General features: G+C 40.3%; 12 protein-coding genes. 2 read left to right on the forward strand and 10 right to left on the reverse strand.

Translation table 11 applies throughout. From position 1 onward, the window contains the following. Positions 1-2: 2 nt before the first annotated feature. The 6 genes from ACIQ6T_RS05935 to ACIQ6T_RS05960 all read right to left on the reverse strand — a co-directional run bounded on the left by ACIQ6T_RS05935 (position 3) and on the right by ACIQ6T_RS05960 (position 7,734). A complete protein-coding gene (locus ACIQ6T_RS05935) occupies positions 3-851 on the reverse strand; it encodes an N-acetylglucosamine kinase (RefSeq protein WP_395784993.1) in 849 nt (282 codons plus the stop codon). Beyond that, positions 848-2,152: a sugar MFS transporter gene (locus tag ACIQ6T_RS05940; RefSeq protein ID WP_395784994.1), complete on the reverse strand. Its 1,305-nt coding sequence runs from the start codon at positions 2,150-2,152 to the stop codon at positions 848-850. Before ACIQ6T_RS05940 ends, ACIQ6T_RS05935 begins: the two co-directional genes overlap by 4 nt. Next, positions 2,149-2,961, reverse strand: coding sequence for an N-acetylmuramic acid 6-phosphate etherase (locus ACIQ6T_RS05945; RefSeq protein ID WP_395784995.1), 813 nt, complete (start codon positions 2,959-2,961; stop codon positions 2,149-2,151). The genes ACIQ6T_RS05940 and ACIQ6T_RS05945 overlap by 4 nt, the downstream gene beginning before the upstream one ends. Positions 2,962-2,985: 24 nt before the next feature. Next, positions 2,986-4,086 (reverse strand): acyltransferase family protein, encoded by a 1,101-nt coding sequence (locus ACIQ6T_RS05950; protein WP_395784996.1) that lies wholly within the window; start codon positions 4,084-4,086, stop codon positions 2,986-2,988. 61 nt (positions 4,087-4,147) lie between these two features. Continuing rightward, positions 4,148-6,367 (reverse strand): hypothetical protein, encoded by a 2,220-nt coding sequence (locus tag ACIQ6T_RS05955; protein WP_395784997.1) that lies wholly within the window; start codon positions 6,365-6,367, stop codon positions 4,148-4,150. 116 nt (positions 6,368-6,483) lie between these two features. Further along, entirely contained in the window at positions 6,484-7,734 is a 1,251-nt protein-coding gene (locus ACIQ6T_RS05960) for a hypothetical protein (protein ID WP_395784998.1), read from the reverse strand. 201 nt (positions 7,735-7,935) lie between these two features. Between ACIQ6T_RS05960 and ACIQ6T_RS05965 the strand changes: the two genes are divergently transcribed. Both ACIQ6T_RS05965 and ACIQ6T_RS05970 read left to right on the forward strand, forming a co-directional pair. Next, positions 7,936-8,748: a phytanoyl-CoA dioxygenase family protein gene (locus ACIQ6T_RS05965; protein ID WP_395784999.1), complete on the forward strand. Its 813-nt coding sequence runs from the start codon at positions 7,936-7,938 to the stop codon at positions 8,746-8,748. Between the two features lies 1 nt (position 8,749). Next, on the forward strand, positions 8,750-9,949 hold the full coding sequence (locus tag ACIQ6T_RS05970; RefSeq protein ID WP_395785000.1) for a Gfo/Idh/MocA family protein: 1,200 nt from the start codon (positions 8,750-8,752) through the stop codon (positions 9,947-9,949). Between the two features lie 36 nt (positions 9,950-9,985). Here ACIQ6T_RS05970 and ACIQ6T_RS05975 read toward each other — a convergent pair whose 3' ends face one another. The 4 genes from ACIQ6T_RS05975 to ACIQ6T_RS05990 are packed head-to-tail and all read right to left on the reverse strand — an operon-like array spanning position 9,986 to position 17,856. Continuing rightward, positions 9,986-11,419 carry a sulfatase gene (locus ACIQ6T_RS05975; RefSeq protein ID WP_395785001.1) on the reverse strand — a complete coding sequence of 478 codons (1,434 nt, stop codon included), beginning with the start codon at positions 11,417-11,419 and terminating at the stop codon, positions 9,986-9,988. Between the two features lie 5 nt (positions 11,420-11,424). Continuing rightward, positions 11,425-12,909, reverse strand: a complete 1,485-nt coding sequence (locus tag ACIQ6T_RS05980; protein WP_395785002.1) for a sulfatase — start codon at positions 12,907-12,909, stop codon at positions 11,425-11,427. A 10-nt stretch (positions 12,910-12,919) separates the two neighbouring features. Further along, on the reverse strand, positions 12,920-14,401 hold the full coding sequence (locus ACIQ6T_RS05985) for a RagB/SusD family nutrient uptake outer membrane protein (protein WP_395785003.1): 1,482 nt from the start codon (positions 14,399-14,401) through the stop codon (positions 12,920-12,922). 26 nt (positions 14,402-14,427) lie between these two features. Further along, positions 14,428-17,856, reverse strand: a complete 3,429-nt coding sequence (locus ACIQ6T_RS05990; protein ID WP_395785004.1) for a TonB-dependent receptor — start codon at positions 17,854-17,856, stop codon at positions 14,428-14,430. Positions 17,857-17,863 lie beyond the last annotated feature (7 nt).

The raw sequence follows: 17,863 nt of genomic DNA on the forward strand, positions 1-17,863 counted from the left end.
ATTCAATTTTTCGAAGGTTTGGCATGATATGCCGCTAATCCCTCCATCGGGGATTTGTTTACTGAACCAAATTGCATGTTGAATTTTTTACATGTTAGCTCAAGTATCTGTTTAAAATGGTGCCCCACCGACCCCACGCAATTGAAACTCATTTGTTGATAATCGGGATATTGGCTAACCAAGTTTGTGAAAAAGTCATCAAAGCTTTCCTCCACAAGATTCCGTACATACGGATGTTCCACATGGGCGTGGAGAAAGACACTGAAACTAGCACAAAATCGATTCGCATTTGGCTTAGCGTAAAGTGCATCCATGATGTCGGGGACAGATAATCGATAAGTCTCTACAAATAACGTTGATAGTTCCAAAGGAAGAAATCCACGCAAGTAACTGGTCAATAATTTTTTCCCAAGGTAACATCCACTTCCTTCATCGCCTAAAATATATCCCAGTGAATCTATATTTTGAACGATCTGCCCATGACGAAATAAGCCACTATTAGCCCCTGTTCCAAGAATAGCAATAAACCCATCCGAATTACCTAGTGCGCTTCTTGCCGCACCCAATAGATCTAGTTCAACTTGAACACGCGCATGGACAAAAAAAGCATGCATAGCTTGTTCAATGATCTGTATTTTATCAGGAAAACAGCCCGCCCCATAAAAATAGATTTGTTGGACCTCCGCCGGATTCACATCTGGCAACATAGCACTTTGCAAGGCATGTACAATTTGGTCTTGGTCTGAAAAATACGGATTGAAGCCAATCGTTTCAAATCGATGCTCTTTGCCCTGATGATCCAGTAAACACCAAAGCGTTTTGGTTGACCCACTATCTGCAATCAATATCATACGGCGTCTATTTTAAATTTATTTCCCAAGAGATGGCCATATTTGGCATAATATAGAATAAAGCCATAACACGGAATTACTAACCAATAGCCTTGGTGCGGGGAGAATTGATCGGCTAAATAACCATAAATTAAGGGCAATATAGCTCCGCCTCCTATCGCCATGATGAGAAGAGATGAACCAATTTTGGTAAATGACCCCAAGCCATTTAATGCGAGTGGCCAAATTGACGGATAAATAAGCGCGTTAGCCAGGCCCAGTAAGGCAATAAAACTAAGCGATGTCTTGCCCTCCGTAACTAGTGCCAAAAGGCAAAACACAATCCCTGAAAACGCCGAGATTTGTAAAGCCCTCGCCTGAGATATGTATCTAGGGATGAGAATTATTCCGATTAAATAACCTATGAGCATGCCTGATAGGGTAAAACTCGTAAAGAATTTGGCTGTTGACAATGCTATCCCCTGCGAAGCCCCGAAGAGAATAATGCTATCCCCCGCAATGACTTCCACGCCTACATATAAAAATAGGGAAACCGCTCCCAGTAATAGATGTGGAAACTGTAAAATACTCGTTTTTGACGTTTCAGTAGGCCCAACTACCTCATTCTCTTCCGATGCAATTTCAGGAAGGTCGACACGGTAAATATAGGCTGCAATGAATAGTAATACGACCGTCATCATTGCGTAAGGCGCCATGACTTTATTGGCAATTTCTTGCAGGAGTAGTGCTTTTTTTTCTAAATCATTTGCCGCGCTTTGTAACGCTTGCAAATCAGAATCGTTTAAGATAATCGTGCCTAGGGCAATCGGTGCGATGATTCCAGCTATCCCATTACTGATACCCATTAGGCTAATTCGTTTTGCTGCGCTTTCGATTGGCCCCAATTTAACTACGTACGGGTTAGCGGCTGTTTGAAGAATTGCCAAACCGCTTCCTTGAATAAATTGACCAATCAAGAACAATGTAAAGGTTCTATAATATGCGGCAGGAATAAATAAAAGCGTCCCAATCGAAATCAGAATCAAGCCTAAAACCATCCCATTTTTATAGCCTGTTTTTTTCAATAAAACCGCTGATGGCACCGCCAAGATTAAATACGAAATGTAAAAGGAAAACGCGACCAAATAGGATGAGGCATTTGTCAACTGACACGTGATTTTTAAATAGGGAATTAAGACTGAGCCTAACCAAGTCACAAATCCAAAAACAAAAAACAAAATACCGATCACCCACAGGTTTTTTGCGTAAGGATTATTTTCTTCGGGGACTACGTCCGCTGACCTGACTTGCGCGTGATTCATTTAGTTCGTATAAAATCCAAGGCCATTTTTACGCTTCCATGTTCCATCAAGAGGTCTTTGGCTTTTTCGTAAGACGTAATTCCTGATTTTTCCAGTAGCATCTTTACAGCCCTGTCGGTTATTTTATCATTAATTAATTTAACATGAACCATTCTATTATCCTCCACGCGTCCCAGCTGAATCATGGTGGTCGTACTGATCATATCAAAAATCATTTTTTGAGCCGTAGCACATTTCATGCGCGTACTGCCACAGATAAACTCAGGTCCCGTAATCACCTCAACGGGGAAGTCCGCATGTGCGGCGATGGCGGATTGTGGATTACTCACAATACAACCTGTCGTTATCCCCTTTTCTTGGCATTTTTTTAAAGCAGCTAGTACAAATGGCGTAGTTCCACTGGCAGAAATTCCCAAAACAAAATCCTTTGTTGATATATTTTTGTGTGCCAACATCGCCCAAGCAGCCGTGACATCATCTTCTTTTTCTTCGAGCGCCAGCACAAGATTTTCAGTACCACCAGCTAAAATTGCGTCGATCAAACCGGGTTCAATGCCGTAGGTAGTGGGTAGTTCGATCACGTCAAGAACGGATAGTCGGCCCCCACTTCCTGCTCCAACGTAAAACATTCTTCCACCAGATTTAAGCTTGGCCACGATTTGCTCAATAAGCGCATTTATCGCGGGTAATTCTTTTTCGATTGCTTGTGCGACAGACTTGTCTTCTGCATTAATAGCAGCAGTCAATTCTTGAATTGATTTTTTCTCTAAATCTCGATACGTGCCGACCTGCTCAGTTATTGGTGTCATGTGAACAAATTAAAATGGATGAATTTAAATTTTGATGAATATATTCTTTTGGTATAAAATGTACGCCGGAATGAAATTGACACCCACATACATTAATGAAAACGTCATACTCGCCACGTTAGGAGCGAATCCTATTTGGGTAGCGCCCTGAAAAAATAATTGATTCAGTGGCAATTCCCCCCAAGGTATTCCATAAAAAATTGGCGCTAGTAAATCCCCTAATGTGTACACAATGATGGCATTCATTCCATAAATAATGCCAAAATTAGCCCATTTTCGGTATCCCAGTACATCAATGCAATACATCGCGCTGGCTAAAGTCATGGCAGCTAATCCCGATGTGAACAAAACGAAGGAGCTACTCCAAAGATTTTCATTTAGGCCAAATTGCCAGTTCCAAATTATACCCATAATAAAAGACACGAAGCCGCCTGCATAGAGCATAATTATTTTCTGTTCCTGTGTACGTTTTGAAAGTAAACAAGTACCCACGAGCATTCCAGTAATGGTTGTAACAAGCGAAGGAAACGTGCTTAAAATCCCTTCGGGATCCCAATTTCCTTGCCACATTTTGCCCGGTAAAAATTGTTGGTCTACCCACGCTGCCAAATTAATACCCGGTTCTAACATTACTTTGCCATACCCCGGGGTCGCAATTGTTGTCATGGCAACACCGTAGGCGATGAGAATTATGGCTCCAATGATTCCTTGTTGTTTCCAATTTGTATGTAAAAACAAGACACTGCAAAGCAGAAAAACAATGGCTATTCGGTGCAGCGTACCTGTCCATCGCACTTCCTCCCAACTAAAATTTTCAATAAGTCCAATGGTATTTAAAAACATGCCCAGTGCAAAAATCTTTCCTGCCCGGATCAAAATTTTCGAATACATACTACTTGGTTTTGCCCCGGCTTCAAGCCGACGGCTATAAGCAAAAGAGATGGAGACGCCCACAATAAATAGAAAAAAGGGGGCAATTAAATCGGTGAACGAAATACCCCACCAATGCGTATGCGATAAAGGTTTAAAAACATGCGCGTCGTTGCCAGGAAAGTTCACTAAAATCATCGCTGCAATTGTTAATCCGCGGAATGCATCTAGTGAAAGTAGCCGTTTATCATCCATAATTTTCATCGTTTTACTAGATGCATATTTTATATGAATTTCAGCTTCCAATAATTGAAAACTATTTTTTCTGTTTTGGCGCGCTGATTACGTTTAAATACCTGCCCATCCAGTAAGGCAATAACCAAATATCACCGGCACTATGCTCTGAATCTCCATTGCTTCGTGTATAATCCATTGTAAACATATTTCCATTGTGGCGTTGAATAGGTCGCTCATCTGGAGGCAAAACATGTTTGGTTGTTTGATTTCGAAAATTTGGTTCTAATTTTTCTATGTCACCCCTGTGGCTATTTTCTATGGCCCAATCCACTAAGTCAAGCGGATGTTCACGTAAATACCAAGCCGCTTCGTCTAAATCAAATTTTTGCGTCCCTGTCAGGGCCGTAAAAATATTCCAAGCACCTTCTTTTTCAGGCCGTTCAATTTCCCAATGATCCAGAATTGATTGCTTAAAACTAGCTTTCAATGTATCATTTAATGCATAGCGATATAAACCCCAGTAGCCAACAAAATACATTTCATCGTCGGAATGATTCCAACCATCCGAAAGGTTTTGGGCATGTGGATCTGCGTTTGTGGGTGCATGACCAATTTCTTTCATTGGTCGCATTAAATTTTCATAATACCCATATTTTTGCATGAGTTCGAAGGCCTTTTGTTTGTAAATCGGTTTTTTCGTAAATCGATAGGCTGTTTGCAACATTGCTACGATATTGGATGAATTGAGCTTGCGGTCCCCCACATGAATGGAAAATCCATTCACATAGTCCGGATTCCATTTTCCCCAAAGGGTGGGTTTTCCATCGAAATCAATGAGGTACATATTGTTTTTGATGATGTGCGACATCAACGTATCTATCAAGACAATTGAACGTTTTTTAAGATCCGGAACATCTACGAGTTCGGCGAGCGCACCAAAAGCAAAAATATGGCCAATTACCTCATCTGAGGAGGTTGTCGATTTCCAATCCCATTCAGGTTCAGGTGAATGTTGCCAGCGTTCAGGATCTGATAGTTGCGAAATAAAACCGCGTCTTTCATAAGATCGAGCAGGAAATCCAGGGACAGGATTTACGGTGTACAATCGTTCCATAGACTCAAATGCCTCACGTATATTTGCCAATGCCTCCGCTTCTTTAGTAACTGCATACCTGAATATTTCTCCACCCAAATACATCGATGTCCATAAGCCATCGTTATCCGAATCTGATAAATAACCTGTGTTGACATTTCCATGATCCATTCCGTTTAGATGGGCATTAAATCCATGGCGAATGTGCCTTTCTCGCACTTGAGCCTCATAATACATGGCTTTTTCATGTAAGGTCATCGACTTAAAACAAATCTGACTCAATCCTGTATTACTCAAAATTAAAATTGAATTTTTAGGTCCCTCCGAAATAGCAGTAACGTGGTTACCTGTAAGCCAGCGCTCCCCTTGGTAGTAATCGAATTTGCCATCTTTTCGCAAAGCAAATGCCCCATTCTTGGAGCCAAACCAAACTTTATCACCACTAATCTTAACTGCGGTTATAGATTTTACCGGAATTTTTTGTTGGAGCTCACCTTGTTTTTGAGTCAACAAATCAATTTTAAAATAGCCTTCGGTCGTACCTATAATTCCTACGTTTGCTTGTATGTCAAAAGCAGTGAAATTTTTACCCGACGTCCATAAGGTTAGTTGGCTTGATGAAGGATCAAGACGGTGTAATCCGCGCGTTGTTAATACCCAAAAATGTCCAGCCGTTGGATCATGCCGAATGGCTAATACGGTATCGTCGCTTATCTGGGTTTTAAAAAGCGTTTTTGAATTTTTAACCAAATGTAATTCCGTTCCATCACTGATCAAAAATGTAAAATCTTTTCCTCCAGCGATGATGTGGGCTTTTGGTAATTGGTGTGTCGAATATAATGTGCCTGCCCACGCATGACTAAAAATGGCTTTATCATCCATGAAAACAAATTGATTTTCATAAACGGATAGACTCTGAATTTTCTTGGTGCTACTGGTACGATTCCGTTGATCCACGCCTAAACTTCCCGGATATAAAAACTGGCCATCATGGGGAAGCATTAATCCAGCGGAGCCCCAAACTTTTATCCCAGCATTGCGGTCTGAAAAGGCTGATTTTAACGCTATTTGGCTGTCTTTAGCAAAATATTTGATGCTGTAATCTTGTTTGAATGGCTGATCTACATAAATAGGTTGGGCTGATTTTTTTTGACCGAAACCATAGGTACTTAAAAACAATAAAATAATTCCAAACGTGTTTTTCATCGCACTAATTTTAAAGGGTATGTATTTGGGCGTCTAGTCGGTATGATGGCTAGGTAATTAGCTAATTTTAGCATGCATATTACGTGTAAATTAAAAAAATCCAAGCGATTTCAAACTCATGGATCTTGTGGTTTAGGACTCTCTTTAACTAATTTCAGGGCTTGTTCCATATAAATTTCTGCTGTCATTTCACCCAAGGAAGTTTGTGATACATATTCATAGCGTTTGAATGAATTAAAATCGACTTTGGCCAACATATACCCAAAGGCGTCATTCGTTAATCCAAAAAGAAATGGCATTTTGGTATTCATATTTCGTTTGACGTAATAGCCCACATTGGGTAAGGCCTCGCCGGGAACTGTTAAAATTTGAGCGGGTCCAATATTCAACAGATTTAACTGCGTTGTTACGAAATTTTCTTTTCCCCCTACGAATTTCAATGGCGATTTTTTCAAAATATAACGCATGATTTCGGAGTCAATGGGGAATTCCAATTTCCGAGAGGTACAATAAATTGTCGGGTTTTTCAGAACGGGTGCTTCCGAAACAATTCGCATAGCTTCCGTGGCTAAAAGTTCCCCAATTCGAATGCATTCCGCCCAATCATTCGCCTCTTTCTGTTGTTGGCCCTCTTTCACATACGTTAATCGCGTATCCGCCGTGACCATTCCTCCTTGAGCTCCATTCATAAACAGCGCAATTCCTCCAATCGTCTCCTCGATTTTTTGATACATGGGACCTATCATATCTGGACTCAAAATGCCTCTTGAGTTGCCCAAAACCTCCGGATGTACGGCATAATTGACAAGCGTCGCGATGGGCTTTCCCATCCGTGGACCCGAACTTGCAATTGCTTGAATAACACCACATCGTGGGTCATAAAGGGCAGGCGCGTAATAATTATAGGCTATTTTACCTTTTGCTTCGCCCATGCCAACTTTTAATGTGGCAGGCTGCAAGGTGGTTGTGGCCTCATTAACCGCATCAGCAATTTGCTGGACACACCAATCCAAATAGGCTAAATCTGCATAGCTTTTTCCTGATGCATCGGGAAATCCATAGGCATCGGGAGCGCTGTGAGTATGTGTGGCACCAATCAAGATATTTTCGGGGAGGATGCCCTTAATCAGGGCTCGCGAACGATTTCCTAAGATGGAAGTCCAACCTAAATTGTCAATATTAACAATGGCAAAACGCTGTGTTCCTTGCTCAAATACCATGGCGCGGACAAATAAATCTCCGCGTTTTTCGGTAACTGGATGAGGAACGCCAATGCCCCCCGAGACGGGCAATAATGGGTTTGGTGTGATAATTCTGAGCGCAGCACCTACACGGAGGTTTTGTGCTTGAAGTACTCCGGTCAACATGAAAAAGAAAAAACCTAGGAATGCTAGGGCAGAATAATGAAATGAAAACTCGGTTTTTAAAGTAGCAGGCCTTTGTTTGCGCCTGATTAAATGACTTAGCAGGTATTTCATAGTTGGGATCAAAATAGATAAGAGGCGTTAAATTTGTGATTTAGCTAATTTATTAAATAAATTTAGTAGAAAATTTCTAAACCTATCAACATGCTCAGTGATTTACAAACGGAAGCCTATCATCGGGATGGTTTTGTTCAGGTCCCACAATTCTTTTCGCAAGAAGAAATTCAAATTTTATTTCAAGTTGCTACCGATGAGTCGGTGGGCAAAAATGCCTTTGATCTAAATGACCAAGATGGTAAAAAAACGAAGTTGACGCTCTGGTTTCATGCGGGGGATGATTCTTTCGGCTTGATGTCACGCTGTGCACGGATGGTCCATGCAGTTCAGGATTTATTGGGAGCTGGTGAGGTGTGTCATTTTCATTCCAAGGTGATGCAAAAAGCACCTAAAATTGGCGGTGCGTGGGAATGGCATCAGGATTATGGCTATTGGTACAAAAATGGTTTTTTATTTCCTGATGCGATGATTTCGGTGATGGTGGCGCTGACAGATGCGACCATTGAAAACGGGTGTTTACAAGTTTTAAAAGGAACGCATAAAATGCAGCGATTTGAGCATGCTTTTGCGGGGGAGCAGCAGGGAGCAGATATGGATTTTGTCCGGGAGGCAGAAAAGATTTCGGAACGCGTTTATTGTGAATTAAAAGCGGGGGATGCCTTATTTTTTCACCCTAACCTATTACATCGCTCAGAAGCAAATCTGTCGGAAACGGCGCGCTGGTCCGTAATTTCTGCGTATAATTTGGCCTATAATAAGCCGTTTCGTGAGAAAAATGATTCCTGCATTACGCCCGTATCGGTGGTGCAAGATGATGCGATTATCGCCTCGGGTAAGCGTGCGGTTACGCAGGCAGATTTTTTAATTAAAGAAAAAGAAATTACATTAAATATTACCTAACATGGCAAAAGTTTGTATTCTAGGAGGTGGGTTCATTGGGCGTTTTTATGCGGATTCATTGAGCGGTCGGCGCGGCCGGGACCACGTTTCAGTCGTCTATGCGCGTAAGGAAGAAACGGCCATTCGTTTTGCTAAGGATTATGCTGTTCCTGTTTTTTTGACCGATATGGAAGCAGCGATTGCGCACGCGGACTCAGAATTTGTGGTGATTGCTTTGCCTAATTTTTTGCATGAGGAAGCGGTCATGCTTTGTGTCAAACACAAAAAGGCTGTACTGTGCACCAAACCGCTCGGTCGGACGGCTGAGGAGGCTCTTCGGATGACGCAAGCCTGTGAGGAAGCCGGGATTTTTGCCGGTTATTTGGAAGATTTATGTTATACACCCAAATTTTTAAAGTCATTAAAAAGTGTCCAAGAGGGGGCTATTGGCCGAATTTTATGGGCAAAATCGCGAGAGACACATCCAGGGCCGCATGCCGACTGGTTTTGGGATTTGGAAAAAGCGGGTGGGGGAGCGATGTTGGATTTAGGTTGTCATTGTGTTGAGATTGCGCGCAATTTCATTGGGAAGGATGTTTTACCTGTGGAGGTGATGTGCTGGGCAGACACGCAAGTAAAGCCGATCGATGCGGAGGATCATGCCATTGGTTTGGTAAAATATGAAAATGGGGCCATTGGTCAGTTTGAGGTTTCGTGGACTTTTCGTGGCGGTATGGATTTGCGGGATGAGGTCATGGGTACGGAAGGAACCATCTGGGTCAATTCATTTTTACGCACCGGTTTTGAGATGTTTACCAGTGGGGTGGGGGACCATTATGTGGCCGAAAAGGCTGAAAGTTCTTCGGGCTGGCAATTTCCAGTTGGCGATGAAGCACATGAATTAGGTTACCCAAACATGTTTAATGACATGTTTGATGCGTATGAGCAAGGAACGACTCCTCGCGAAACGTTTTATGATGGCTACGTAGTCAATGCAATTTTGGATGCAGCCTACGCCTCCGCGAAAACAAAAATGTGGGAGCCAGTGAAATTGCCGCTATGGCGGGGCCAACGGGGTCTTCAAAAGCCGTCAGTTTACCAATCTTACGATGCTGAGCATTGGCTTATTAAAGAAGAAATTCTTCCTAATGGTGATAAAAAGACGATTTTAAAACATAAAACTACCGGGGAAATTTCAGAGCTAGAACAATGGAAAAAATGATTTTTTAACTGATTCCTAGGTATAAAAAATAATCGCCTAATTCGGTAATCTGCTTTTCTCCAAATCCGTTATCTTTTTCTGCATTTTTTGGCGCATACTTAATGCCACCGACTTGTATTTTGGGTTGTTGATGAGGTTGTTTTTTTCCAAAGGGTCTTTCGAAAGGTCATATAACTCTTCATGCGCTACGTCATCGCGGTAACGGAAATATTTCCATTTTTTAGTCCTAAATCCCTCACTGGCGGCAATTATATCCACTTTCCACAAATGTTCACATAAAAATTCAACTCTCGATTTTGCAGGCGAAGCGGCTTTGGTGTACCCCGATAAATTTATTCCTTGCCACGAGGACGGTTGGCCTACTCCCGCAAATCCAAAAATGGTAGGTGCAATATCAATATTCAAAACCTCGTCTTCGATCACACGATGTTTCGGATTTCTTGGATCATAAATCATCATGGGAACACGCAAAGAACGATCATACATAAGCCACTTATCGGCCAGTTGGCGCTCCCCTAAAAAGTATCCATTATCCCCCAAAAAGATAATGATTGTGTTTTTATCCAAGCCTTTTTCGGCGAGCAGTCGGCGAATTTTGCCTATCTCTAAATCTATACCCGAAATCATTCGATAATATCCTTTGACGCTTTTCTGGTATTTTTCGGGGGTATCGAAGCGCCATAGCCAACGGGTATGATTTTCGCCGTTTCGTACATAGGCTGGTTGGGCCATGAAATCGGCATCGGAGCCCATAATGGGCGGTGGAATAACAACGTCTTTGTATAAAGAATCCACTTCCGGTTGCCAAAAATACTGATCTACTGCAGGATCATGTGCATGCGGTGCACTGAAGCTTAACGACAGGCAAAAAGGTTTATCGTCGGGCGCATTTGAAATAAAATCCATTGCTTTTTGCGCCGTATATCGGGTTAAATGAACGCTGTCTTTTCCAAGGGTCTTGTAGAAATACCCCCGATAATCCTTGTATTTTGTATTTCGATCATAATTTTCGCCCTCATCAAACATGGACTTAAATAGGGGATATTCCACCCCAAATTTTCCAAAAAATCCCGTGTAATATCCTGCCTTTTTTAATAAAACGGGGTACGAATTATCCGCATAACCTTGTTTTAGGTTGCCTTGTTGGAACGTATATAAATGTGTTCTTTCATACAAACCGGTTAAAATACTTGCCCGACTAGCCGCACAAATGGGCGTGGTAACAAATGCATTTTTAAAATAGATTCCTTGGCTGGCCAATTTATCCATTTCGGGCGTTTTGATAATTTTATTTCCCGCATAGCCCATCGCATCAGCGCGTTGATCATCCGTTAGAATAAATATTATATTGGGCTTTTTGGATTGCGCTTCTGCTACATGTGCAGCGAAAAAATAAACACAAAATGCAAATGAAAAGCCTAAAGGCTTGATGAATTTTTTTGTAAACATAGCGTGTGATAGGTACTTCATTTGTTTTATTTGGGGCTAGGATATCCAGATGATGTGTCTAAAATAGGTAATCCCTGGTAATTGATTTTTACATAAGGTACGGTTTCAGTCGCATCGATTACATAATTCCATTTTTTCACATAGCTTAACCCGGGTAAAAATTCATCTTTGCGCTTTTTTAATTCGTTTAATAAATCGATGTCTAATTTGGTTTGAATGGCGGCGACTGCGGGTTGGCCAACTAAGTTATTTAGTTGAAAAGGGTCTTTTGTTCGATCAAACAATAGCCATGGCCCATTTAAATCTCGCACGTAGGTATAATTTTCAGTCATTAGGCCTCGGTATTCTTTGCCTCCTCTTGCGCGTGTCCATTGACCAAATGGTTGCACGCAGGAAATTAAAGTATGGGTTACATCATTTTTCTTTTTACCGAGTAATATGGGTGCAAAATCTTTACCCTCAACTGATTTGGGAACATTGATTCCGGTAAGTCCGAGGAGCGTGGGCATAATGTCTGGCGAATTAATCAGTATGCTGGATTTTTTCCCTTTGGGTCCAAAGGCTTTCGGATAATGGATAAGAAAAGGAACTCGAATACTTTCGTCATAGGGTTGTTGCTTATTCCATGCGCCATGGGACCCCATTAAATCACCGTGATCTGCCGTAAAAACAATAATCGTATTGTCGGCTAAGTTTTGTTCTTTCAGCGTTTGACGAAGTTGGCCTATGCAATCATCAATCGCCGTCATGTGTGCATAATAGCCTCGAAGATCATTTTGGACTTTCTCCACTTTATCAGCGGGGACATTATCCCGAATAGTGAAGATTTTATTTTCATACATTTTCCGATATTTTTCTGGTGCTGTTTGGTAAGGGTCATGGGGCGATCCGATGGAAAGCACTAAAAAGAATGGATCATCTTTTTTCGTCTGACTTTTTAGGTATTGGCAAACATCTTGCGTTTGCGCGATGGCGTCATAGGTTTCCCAGACTTTCTTAACCGGAGAGTTCCCTTCATAATAGGCCGAATTGTTGTAGTCATGCGTACATTCTAAGGCTTTCCAATAATCAAAGCCTTGTTGGCGACTCGCAGGAATATACGAGCTGCGCCCATGCCCATCCACATGCCACTTGCCTAGATAGCCTGTTTGGTATCCATTTTCTTTGAATACTTTTCCGATGCTTGTGCGGTTTGTGTCTAGCAAAACATCATTCATAAAAACGCCGTGCGTTAACGGGTATTGACCCGTTAAAAATGAGGCACGATGAGGTGAACAAACCGGCATCCCGGAAACGGCATGTGTCAGATTAACACTCTGATTTGCTAATTGATCTAAATGGGGTGTCATTACATTTTTATCACCCGCATACCCCACCGACTGGGCTCTCCACTGATCTACTAAAACATATAGAATATTGGGCTTTTTGTCTTTTTGGGCTAAAGTCGTGTAGCTAAAGCCAACAATAAAGAATAAAAAAAGAGCTCGTGTGATGTGATTTCTTTGTTTCATTGGTATCTAATTAGTAACCTGGATTTTGAGTTAATTTATTAATAGAAACTTCACTTACAGGTAATGGAGCGATTAGCTTGTTTGAATTTAAGGTGTAAGATTCAGGAAACAAAAATACTTTGGATGATTTTTCTCTTTTGCCGTGGGCTGTCATCACCTCTATTGCTTTGCCGGTTCTTTTTAAATCATACCACCTTTGGTTCTCAAAACAAAATTCAGTTTGTCTTTCTTTGGCAATTAAAGCACGTAGACTAGCCGCATCATTTAACGTAATAGGACTTGAAAGACCTGCCCTGTTTCGAACTAGTTGAATGCTTGGAATTGCTTGGCTAACTTTTCCTTGTTCAACTAAAGATTCCGCATACATTAATAATACATCTGAATAACGAATAATTGGCAAATTATCGCCACAGCGGTTATCAGGTGCGGAAATGGGTGCTTTATATTTGGCACAATAAGGAATGGGTTTAACTTTGTTATCCCAGTCTAAACCATTCCAAATTCCGATTGAAACGGCTTTGCGTTTATCTCCTGCTTCAAAAGCATTAATCAGATCATCAGTAGGTTGATTCCAACCCGCCGAAATAATATTAATATTAGGTCGGCCTGTTATTGCGCCTCCAGATGTATGTGGAGCAAATGTAAATATGAAGTTATTAGCCAATTCGGGGCTATTTTCAGAATATTGAATAGCAAAAATAGTTTCTTTATAATCTTTTTTTGCTGGATTAAATAGGTCTGCATACTCCGGTAATAACGCATATTTTCCAGACGACATGACGGTGCTCAATACTTTTTCAGCCTCTACAAAGTTTCCTATAGTCATGTAAACTTTACCTAATAAGGCTAGAGCTGACATCTCATTTGCTCGACCATTTTCCTCTACATCTTTGGCTTTGGCAAAAGATGCAGCAGCATCTCTTAAATCTAAAATAATTCGATCATAAACCTGAGTGTCTTTAGATCTCTTTATTTCGACAGCAGCTTGCGATGTAGTAGGTTCTAAAACTAAAGGAACTCCGCCAAATTGTCTTACTAAATTAAAATAATACAAAGCTCTCAAAAATGAGGCTTCAGCTTTGCAGCGATCTTTCAATGATAATTTAGACCAAACTGTAGCTGGACGATCTATTTCGCTCAGTAATTTATTACAACGTGTAATCCCGTTATACGATAAGTTCCAAAAACCTGAATAGACTGTATTATCTGATGCCAAAACAAATTGATCAATGACGCCTCTTGAAGCTTCTCCAGTTCTAATGTTATTTTGAAAACTTGCATTATCTGAAATTAATTCAGCTAAAATCCAATGCTGATTTTTTTCGTAATCTCTCATCGGGACATAACATCCGTTTGCTAGTAAAATAAACTCGACATCCGTTTTATAAAAACTGCCTTCACTTAGCGTAGCTTTAGGATAAATCTCTAAGAAACTATCTTTGCATCCACTAAATATGATGAGAGCAAAAATTAAAATGATTAAATTTTTCATATTGTTATTCAGTTTATTTCTTAAAATTAAAAGGATAGGTTAAGGCCTAATGATGTAGTTGTCGACAATGGATAAGATGACATATCAAATCCTTGTGATAAGGTATTATCGACGTTCCTAGATTGTGCTTCTGGATTAGCTCCTGAATAGTTGGTAAACATGGCTAAATTTCTGCAGGTCAAATAAATCCGACATGACTCAAAAAGTTTTGTTTTTTGGACCACCTTCGATGGTATCGAATATCCTAAAGTCACATTTGAAACACGTAAAAATGAGGCATCTTCCACCCAACGTGAATTCACACGGTGGCCCCAACTAGGTGTTAATTTGGGCACACCATAGAGCATTGGATCACCTGGGTTTTGTGCACTTCGCCAACGATTTACAAAAACTTTACTTACATTAAAAAATCCTTGTAAATTATCCGTTGTTTGTCTCAAACCATTCATCACTTGTCCTCCATACTGACCGTTTAGAATGACACCTAAACTAAAGTTTTTGTAAGAAAAGTTATTTGAAAATCCAAAAATAAAATCAGGATGAGGGCTTCCCAACATTGTATAATCAAGAAAGTCACTAACTATACCATCCCCATTAACATCTTTATATTTTGTATTACCCTCATACACTTGCGCTGTCTTTATGATGGCAGGGTTCGCTATGTCGGCAGCTGAATATAAGCCTTCCAATACGAAACCGAAAAATTGCCCAATCGGTTTACCTACAACTGTAACGTGCGTAGGATTCCCATCGTTATTTCCCGATAAGACACGATCACCATTCTCATTTAGGGAGAGAACCATGTTCCTATTGACGGCAACATTTAAGTTTAAATCCCAATTAAATTTACCTTGAATAGGGCTTGCGCTCAAGGAAATCTCAACACCCCTATTGCGAACAGTTCCTTTATTTACAATTTGGGAATTAAACCCTGTAATCGCGGGAATAACATCATTCAAAAGCATGTTTGCACTTTCCCGATTGTAATAGTCTAAAATCAAGCTTACTCGATTGTTAAACAATTCAATATCTAAACCTGTATCAAACTGATTGGATTCCTCCCATGTTAAGAAAGGATTGGAAATGCCAACGAATGAAGCCGAAACCTGATTTCCCCCAAATACATAAGCTCCTGGATTAATGGAAGCTAAAGAAGAATAGTTACCAATATTATTATTTCCACTTTTACCTAAACTAGCTCGCCATTTTAAGCTAGATATAATTTTACTATCCTTTAAAAAGTCTTCTTCAGATATCCGCCATGCAACACCAAATGACGGGAAGGCAGCATACCTATTTTTAAGACCAAATCTGGAGGATCCATCCGTTCTTAATGTTGCTGTAACCAAATATTTGTCTGCAAATGAATAATTAGCGCGACCCAAATAGGAAATTAAACTCCATTCCTGTGCATTTTCACCCCATGAACTGATGGCTTGAGCCGCGTTGATTGTTTGTATTAAGTCATTTGAATATGGAGAAGCATTTAGGTTCAAACCACTAGTACTACTGCGTTGCGTTGTATAACCCACAACCGCATTAATACGGTGACGACCGATACTTTTATTATAATTTAAGGTATTCTCAATCAACCAGTCAAAAGTTTCAGACCTTGAATTAGAAGATCTACCAGTGCCAGCAATCGGTGGGACATTGGCTGTTGATGTGCCAACTGTACTCGGCACAAATTGATTGAATCTAGACGAAGAATAAATCGTATTTAAAGATGTCTTAAACTTTAAATCAGGTAAGATATTCCAATCGATAAATACCGATCCCAAACTTTGAAATTGCTTTTGTATTTGGGCCGTGTTTTGCAATAAGAATAAAGGATTAACAAAACTCCAAGCTGAATGATATCTACTCTGAGGAGATCGTACATATGGATTTAATTGGCCATCCGCATTGTAAGGAGACATTACCGGATTAGCCCAAAGCGAGACACCAATCACATCATCTCTACTAGAATTGGTATTAGTCCGATTCTGATCAACTAAAGAGTTAAGAAGCGAACCGCCAATAGTAACTGTTTTACTAAGGTTAGATTCAAAGCCAACTTTACTTGTAAATCGCTCGACGCCTGTGAACTTCAATGCTCCATCTTGTTTAAAATAGCCAAAACTTGCATTTATTTTAGAATCCTGCGTTCCTCGTTGAATACTTAAATTGTGTTCTTGAATGGGGGCGGTTTGCAATAATAAATCATACCAGTCCGTTCCATTGCCAACTAATTGGTCTATATTTTGATATTCAACTGGATAATCTGCTACTGTTGTTTTTCGATTTTCTGCTCTTAATACAGCTATGTCAATTTTATTTCTCTGCAATTCAACAAATTCTCGCTGGTTCATTAATTCAGGCCGCCCTTTCTGAGGTACATCCTGCATACCAGTCATTGAAGAAAAGTTGATTTGTAATTTGCCGTATTGACCCTTTTTAGTCGTAATCATAATGACACCATTGGCGCCTCTTGAACCATATATAGCCGTAGATGAAGCATCTTTCAATACAGAAATGGACTCAATATCATTTGGATTTATCAATAAAAGGGGATTAAAATCTTGATTTAATCCAGCGGAATAAGGCATTCCATCGATTACATACAAAGGCTCATTCCCCGCTCCTAATGAACCACTACCTCGGATACGAACAGATGTTCCAGCACCTGGCTGACCTGATAATTGTTGAATTTGCATACCTGCAACTTGTCCAATCATCTTTTGATCAATCGTTGCAACAGGTAAATCTTTAATTGTATTTTGATTAATCGTGGCCACGGCACCAGTTAAATCCTTGGCTCTAGCTGTTCCATACCCCACGACCACAACTTCAGTTAAAGCTTTATTTTCGGAAACTAGGATAATATTTAATGAAGAGCGGCTGCCAACAGCTACTTCTTGGGTTACGAAACCCACAAAACTAAACACAAGCACGGCCTTTTCTTCAGCAATATTTAAACTAAAACTACCATCAGCATTACTGCTTACGCCTTTATTCGTGCCTTTAATAAGTATATTGACTCCGGGTATCGAACTTCCACTCTCATCCGTAATATTTCCTTTAATCGTTTTGGTGTCTACATAAATTGCACCATATTCCTGTTTATCGGGTTGGAGATTTGACTTTATGGATTCGCCTTTAGATTTTGTCAATAAAATTCTATTTTCAATCACTTCATATGAAATTGAATTTGGATTTAAAATTTCACTTAAAGCTGTCGAAAGTTTAGCTTTTTGTAAATTCAAGCTCAATTTCTGGTCAATCTGAACCTTGGTACTATAAACAAATTTGACATCAACTTGCTTTTCAATCTGATTCAAGACTGATTTCAAATTGATATTTTGCCCTGTTATAGTGACAGAGCGGTTTAAAACTTCTTGGGCCTTCGAATCATGCGCAACAGCTAATGTCGTGCAAAATAAAATTAGGCAAATTTGACTAAGGGTAATTTTCATAAGTAGC

It is taken from the genome of Aquirufa sp. (assembly GCF_044377215.1).
Taxonomy (GTDB): domain Bacteria; phylum Bacteroidota; class Bacteroidia; order Cytophagales; family Spirosomataceae; genus Aquirufa.

What these genes read in the sequence shown, in the direction of transcription:
- ACIQ6T_RS05935 (WP_395784993.1), bottom strand. Translation starts at nt 851, where the DNA reads ATGATATTGATTGCAGATAGTGGGTCAACCAAAACGCTTTGGTGTTTA.
- ACIQ6T_RS05940 (WP_395784994.1), bottom strand. Translation starts at nt 2,152, where the DNA reads ATGAATCACGCGCAAGTCAGGTCAGCGGACGTAGTCCCCGAAGAAAAT.
- ACIQ6T_RS05945 (WP_395784995.1), bottom strand. Translation starts at nt 2,961, where the DNA reads ATGACACCAATAACTGAGCAGGTCGGCACGTATCGAGATTTAGAGAAA.
- ACIQ6T_RS05950 (WP_395784996.1), bottom strand. Translation starts at nt 4,086, where the DNA reads ATGGATGATAAACGGCTACTTTCACTAGATGCATTCCGCGGATTAACA.
- ACIQ6T_RS05955 (WP_395784997.1), bottom strand. Translation starts at nt 6,367, where the DNA reads ATGAAAAACACGTTTGGAATTATTTTATTGTTTTTAAGTACCTATGGT.
- ACIQ6T_RS05960 (WP_395784998.1), bottom strand. Translation starts at nt 7,734, where the DNA reads ATGTTGACCGGAGTACTTCAAGCACAAAACCTCCGTGTAGGTGCTGCG.
- ACIQ6T_RS05965 (WP_395784999.1), top strand. Translation starts at nt 7,936, where the DNA reads ATGCTCAGTGATTTACAAACGGAAGCCTATCATCGGGATGGTTTTGTT.
- ACIQ6T_RS05970 (WP_395785000.1), top strand. Translation starts at nt 8,750, where the DNA reads ATGGCAAAAGTTTGTATTCTAGGAGGTGGGTTCATTGGGCGTTTTTAT.
- ACIQ6T_RS05975 (WP_395785001.1), bottom strand. Translation starts at nt 11,419, where the DNA reads ATGAAGTACCTATCACACGCTATGTTTACAAAAAAATTCATCAAGCCT.
- ACIQ6T_RS05980 (WP_395785002.1), bottom strand. Translation starts at nt 12,909, where the DNA reads ATGAAACAAAGAAATCACATCACACGAGCTCTTTTTTTATTCTTTATT.
- ACIQ6T_RS05985 (WP_395785003.1), bottom strand. Translation starts at nt 14,401, where the DNA reads ATGAAAAATTTAATCATTTTAATTTTTGCTCTCATCATATTTAGTGGA.
- ACIQ6T_RS05990 (WP_395785004.1), bottom strand. Translation starts at nt 17,856, where the DNA reads ATGAAAATTACCCTTAGTCAAATTTGCCTAATTTTATTTTGCACGACA.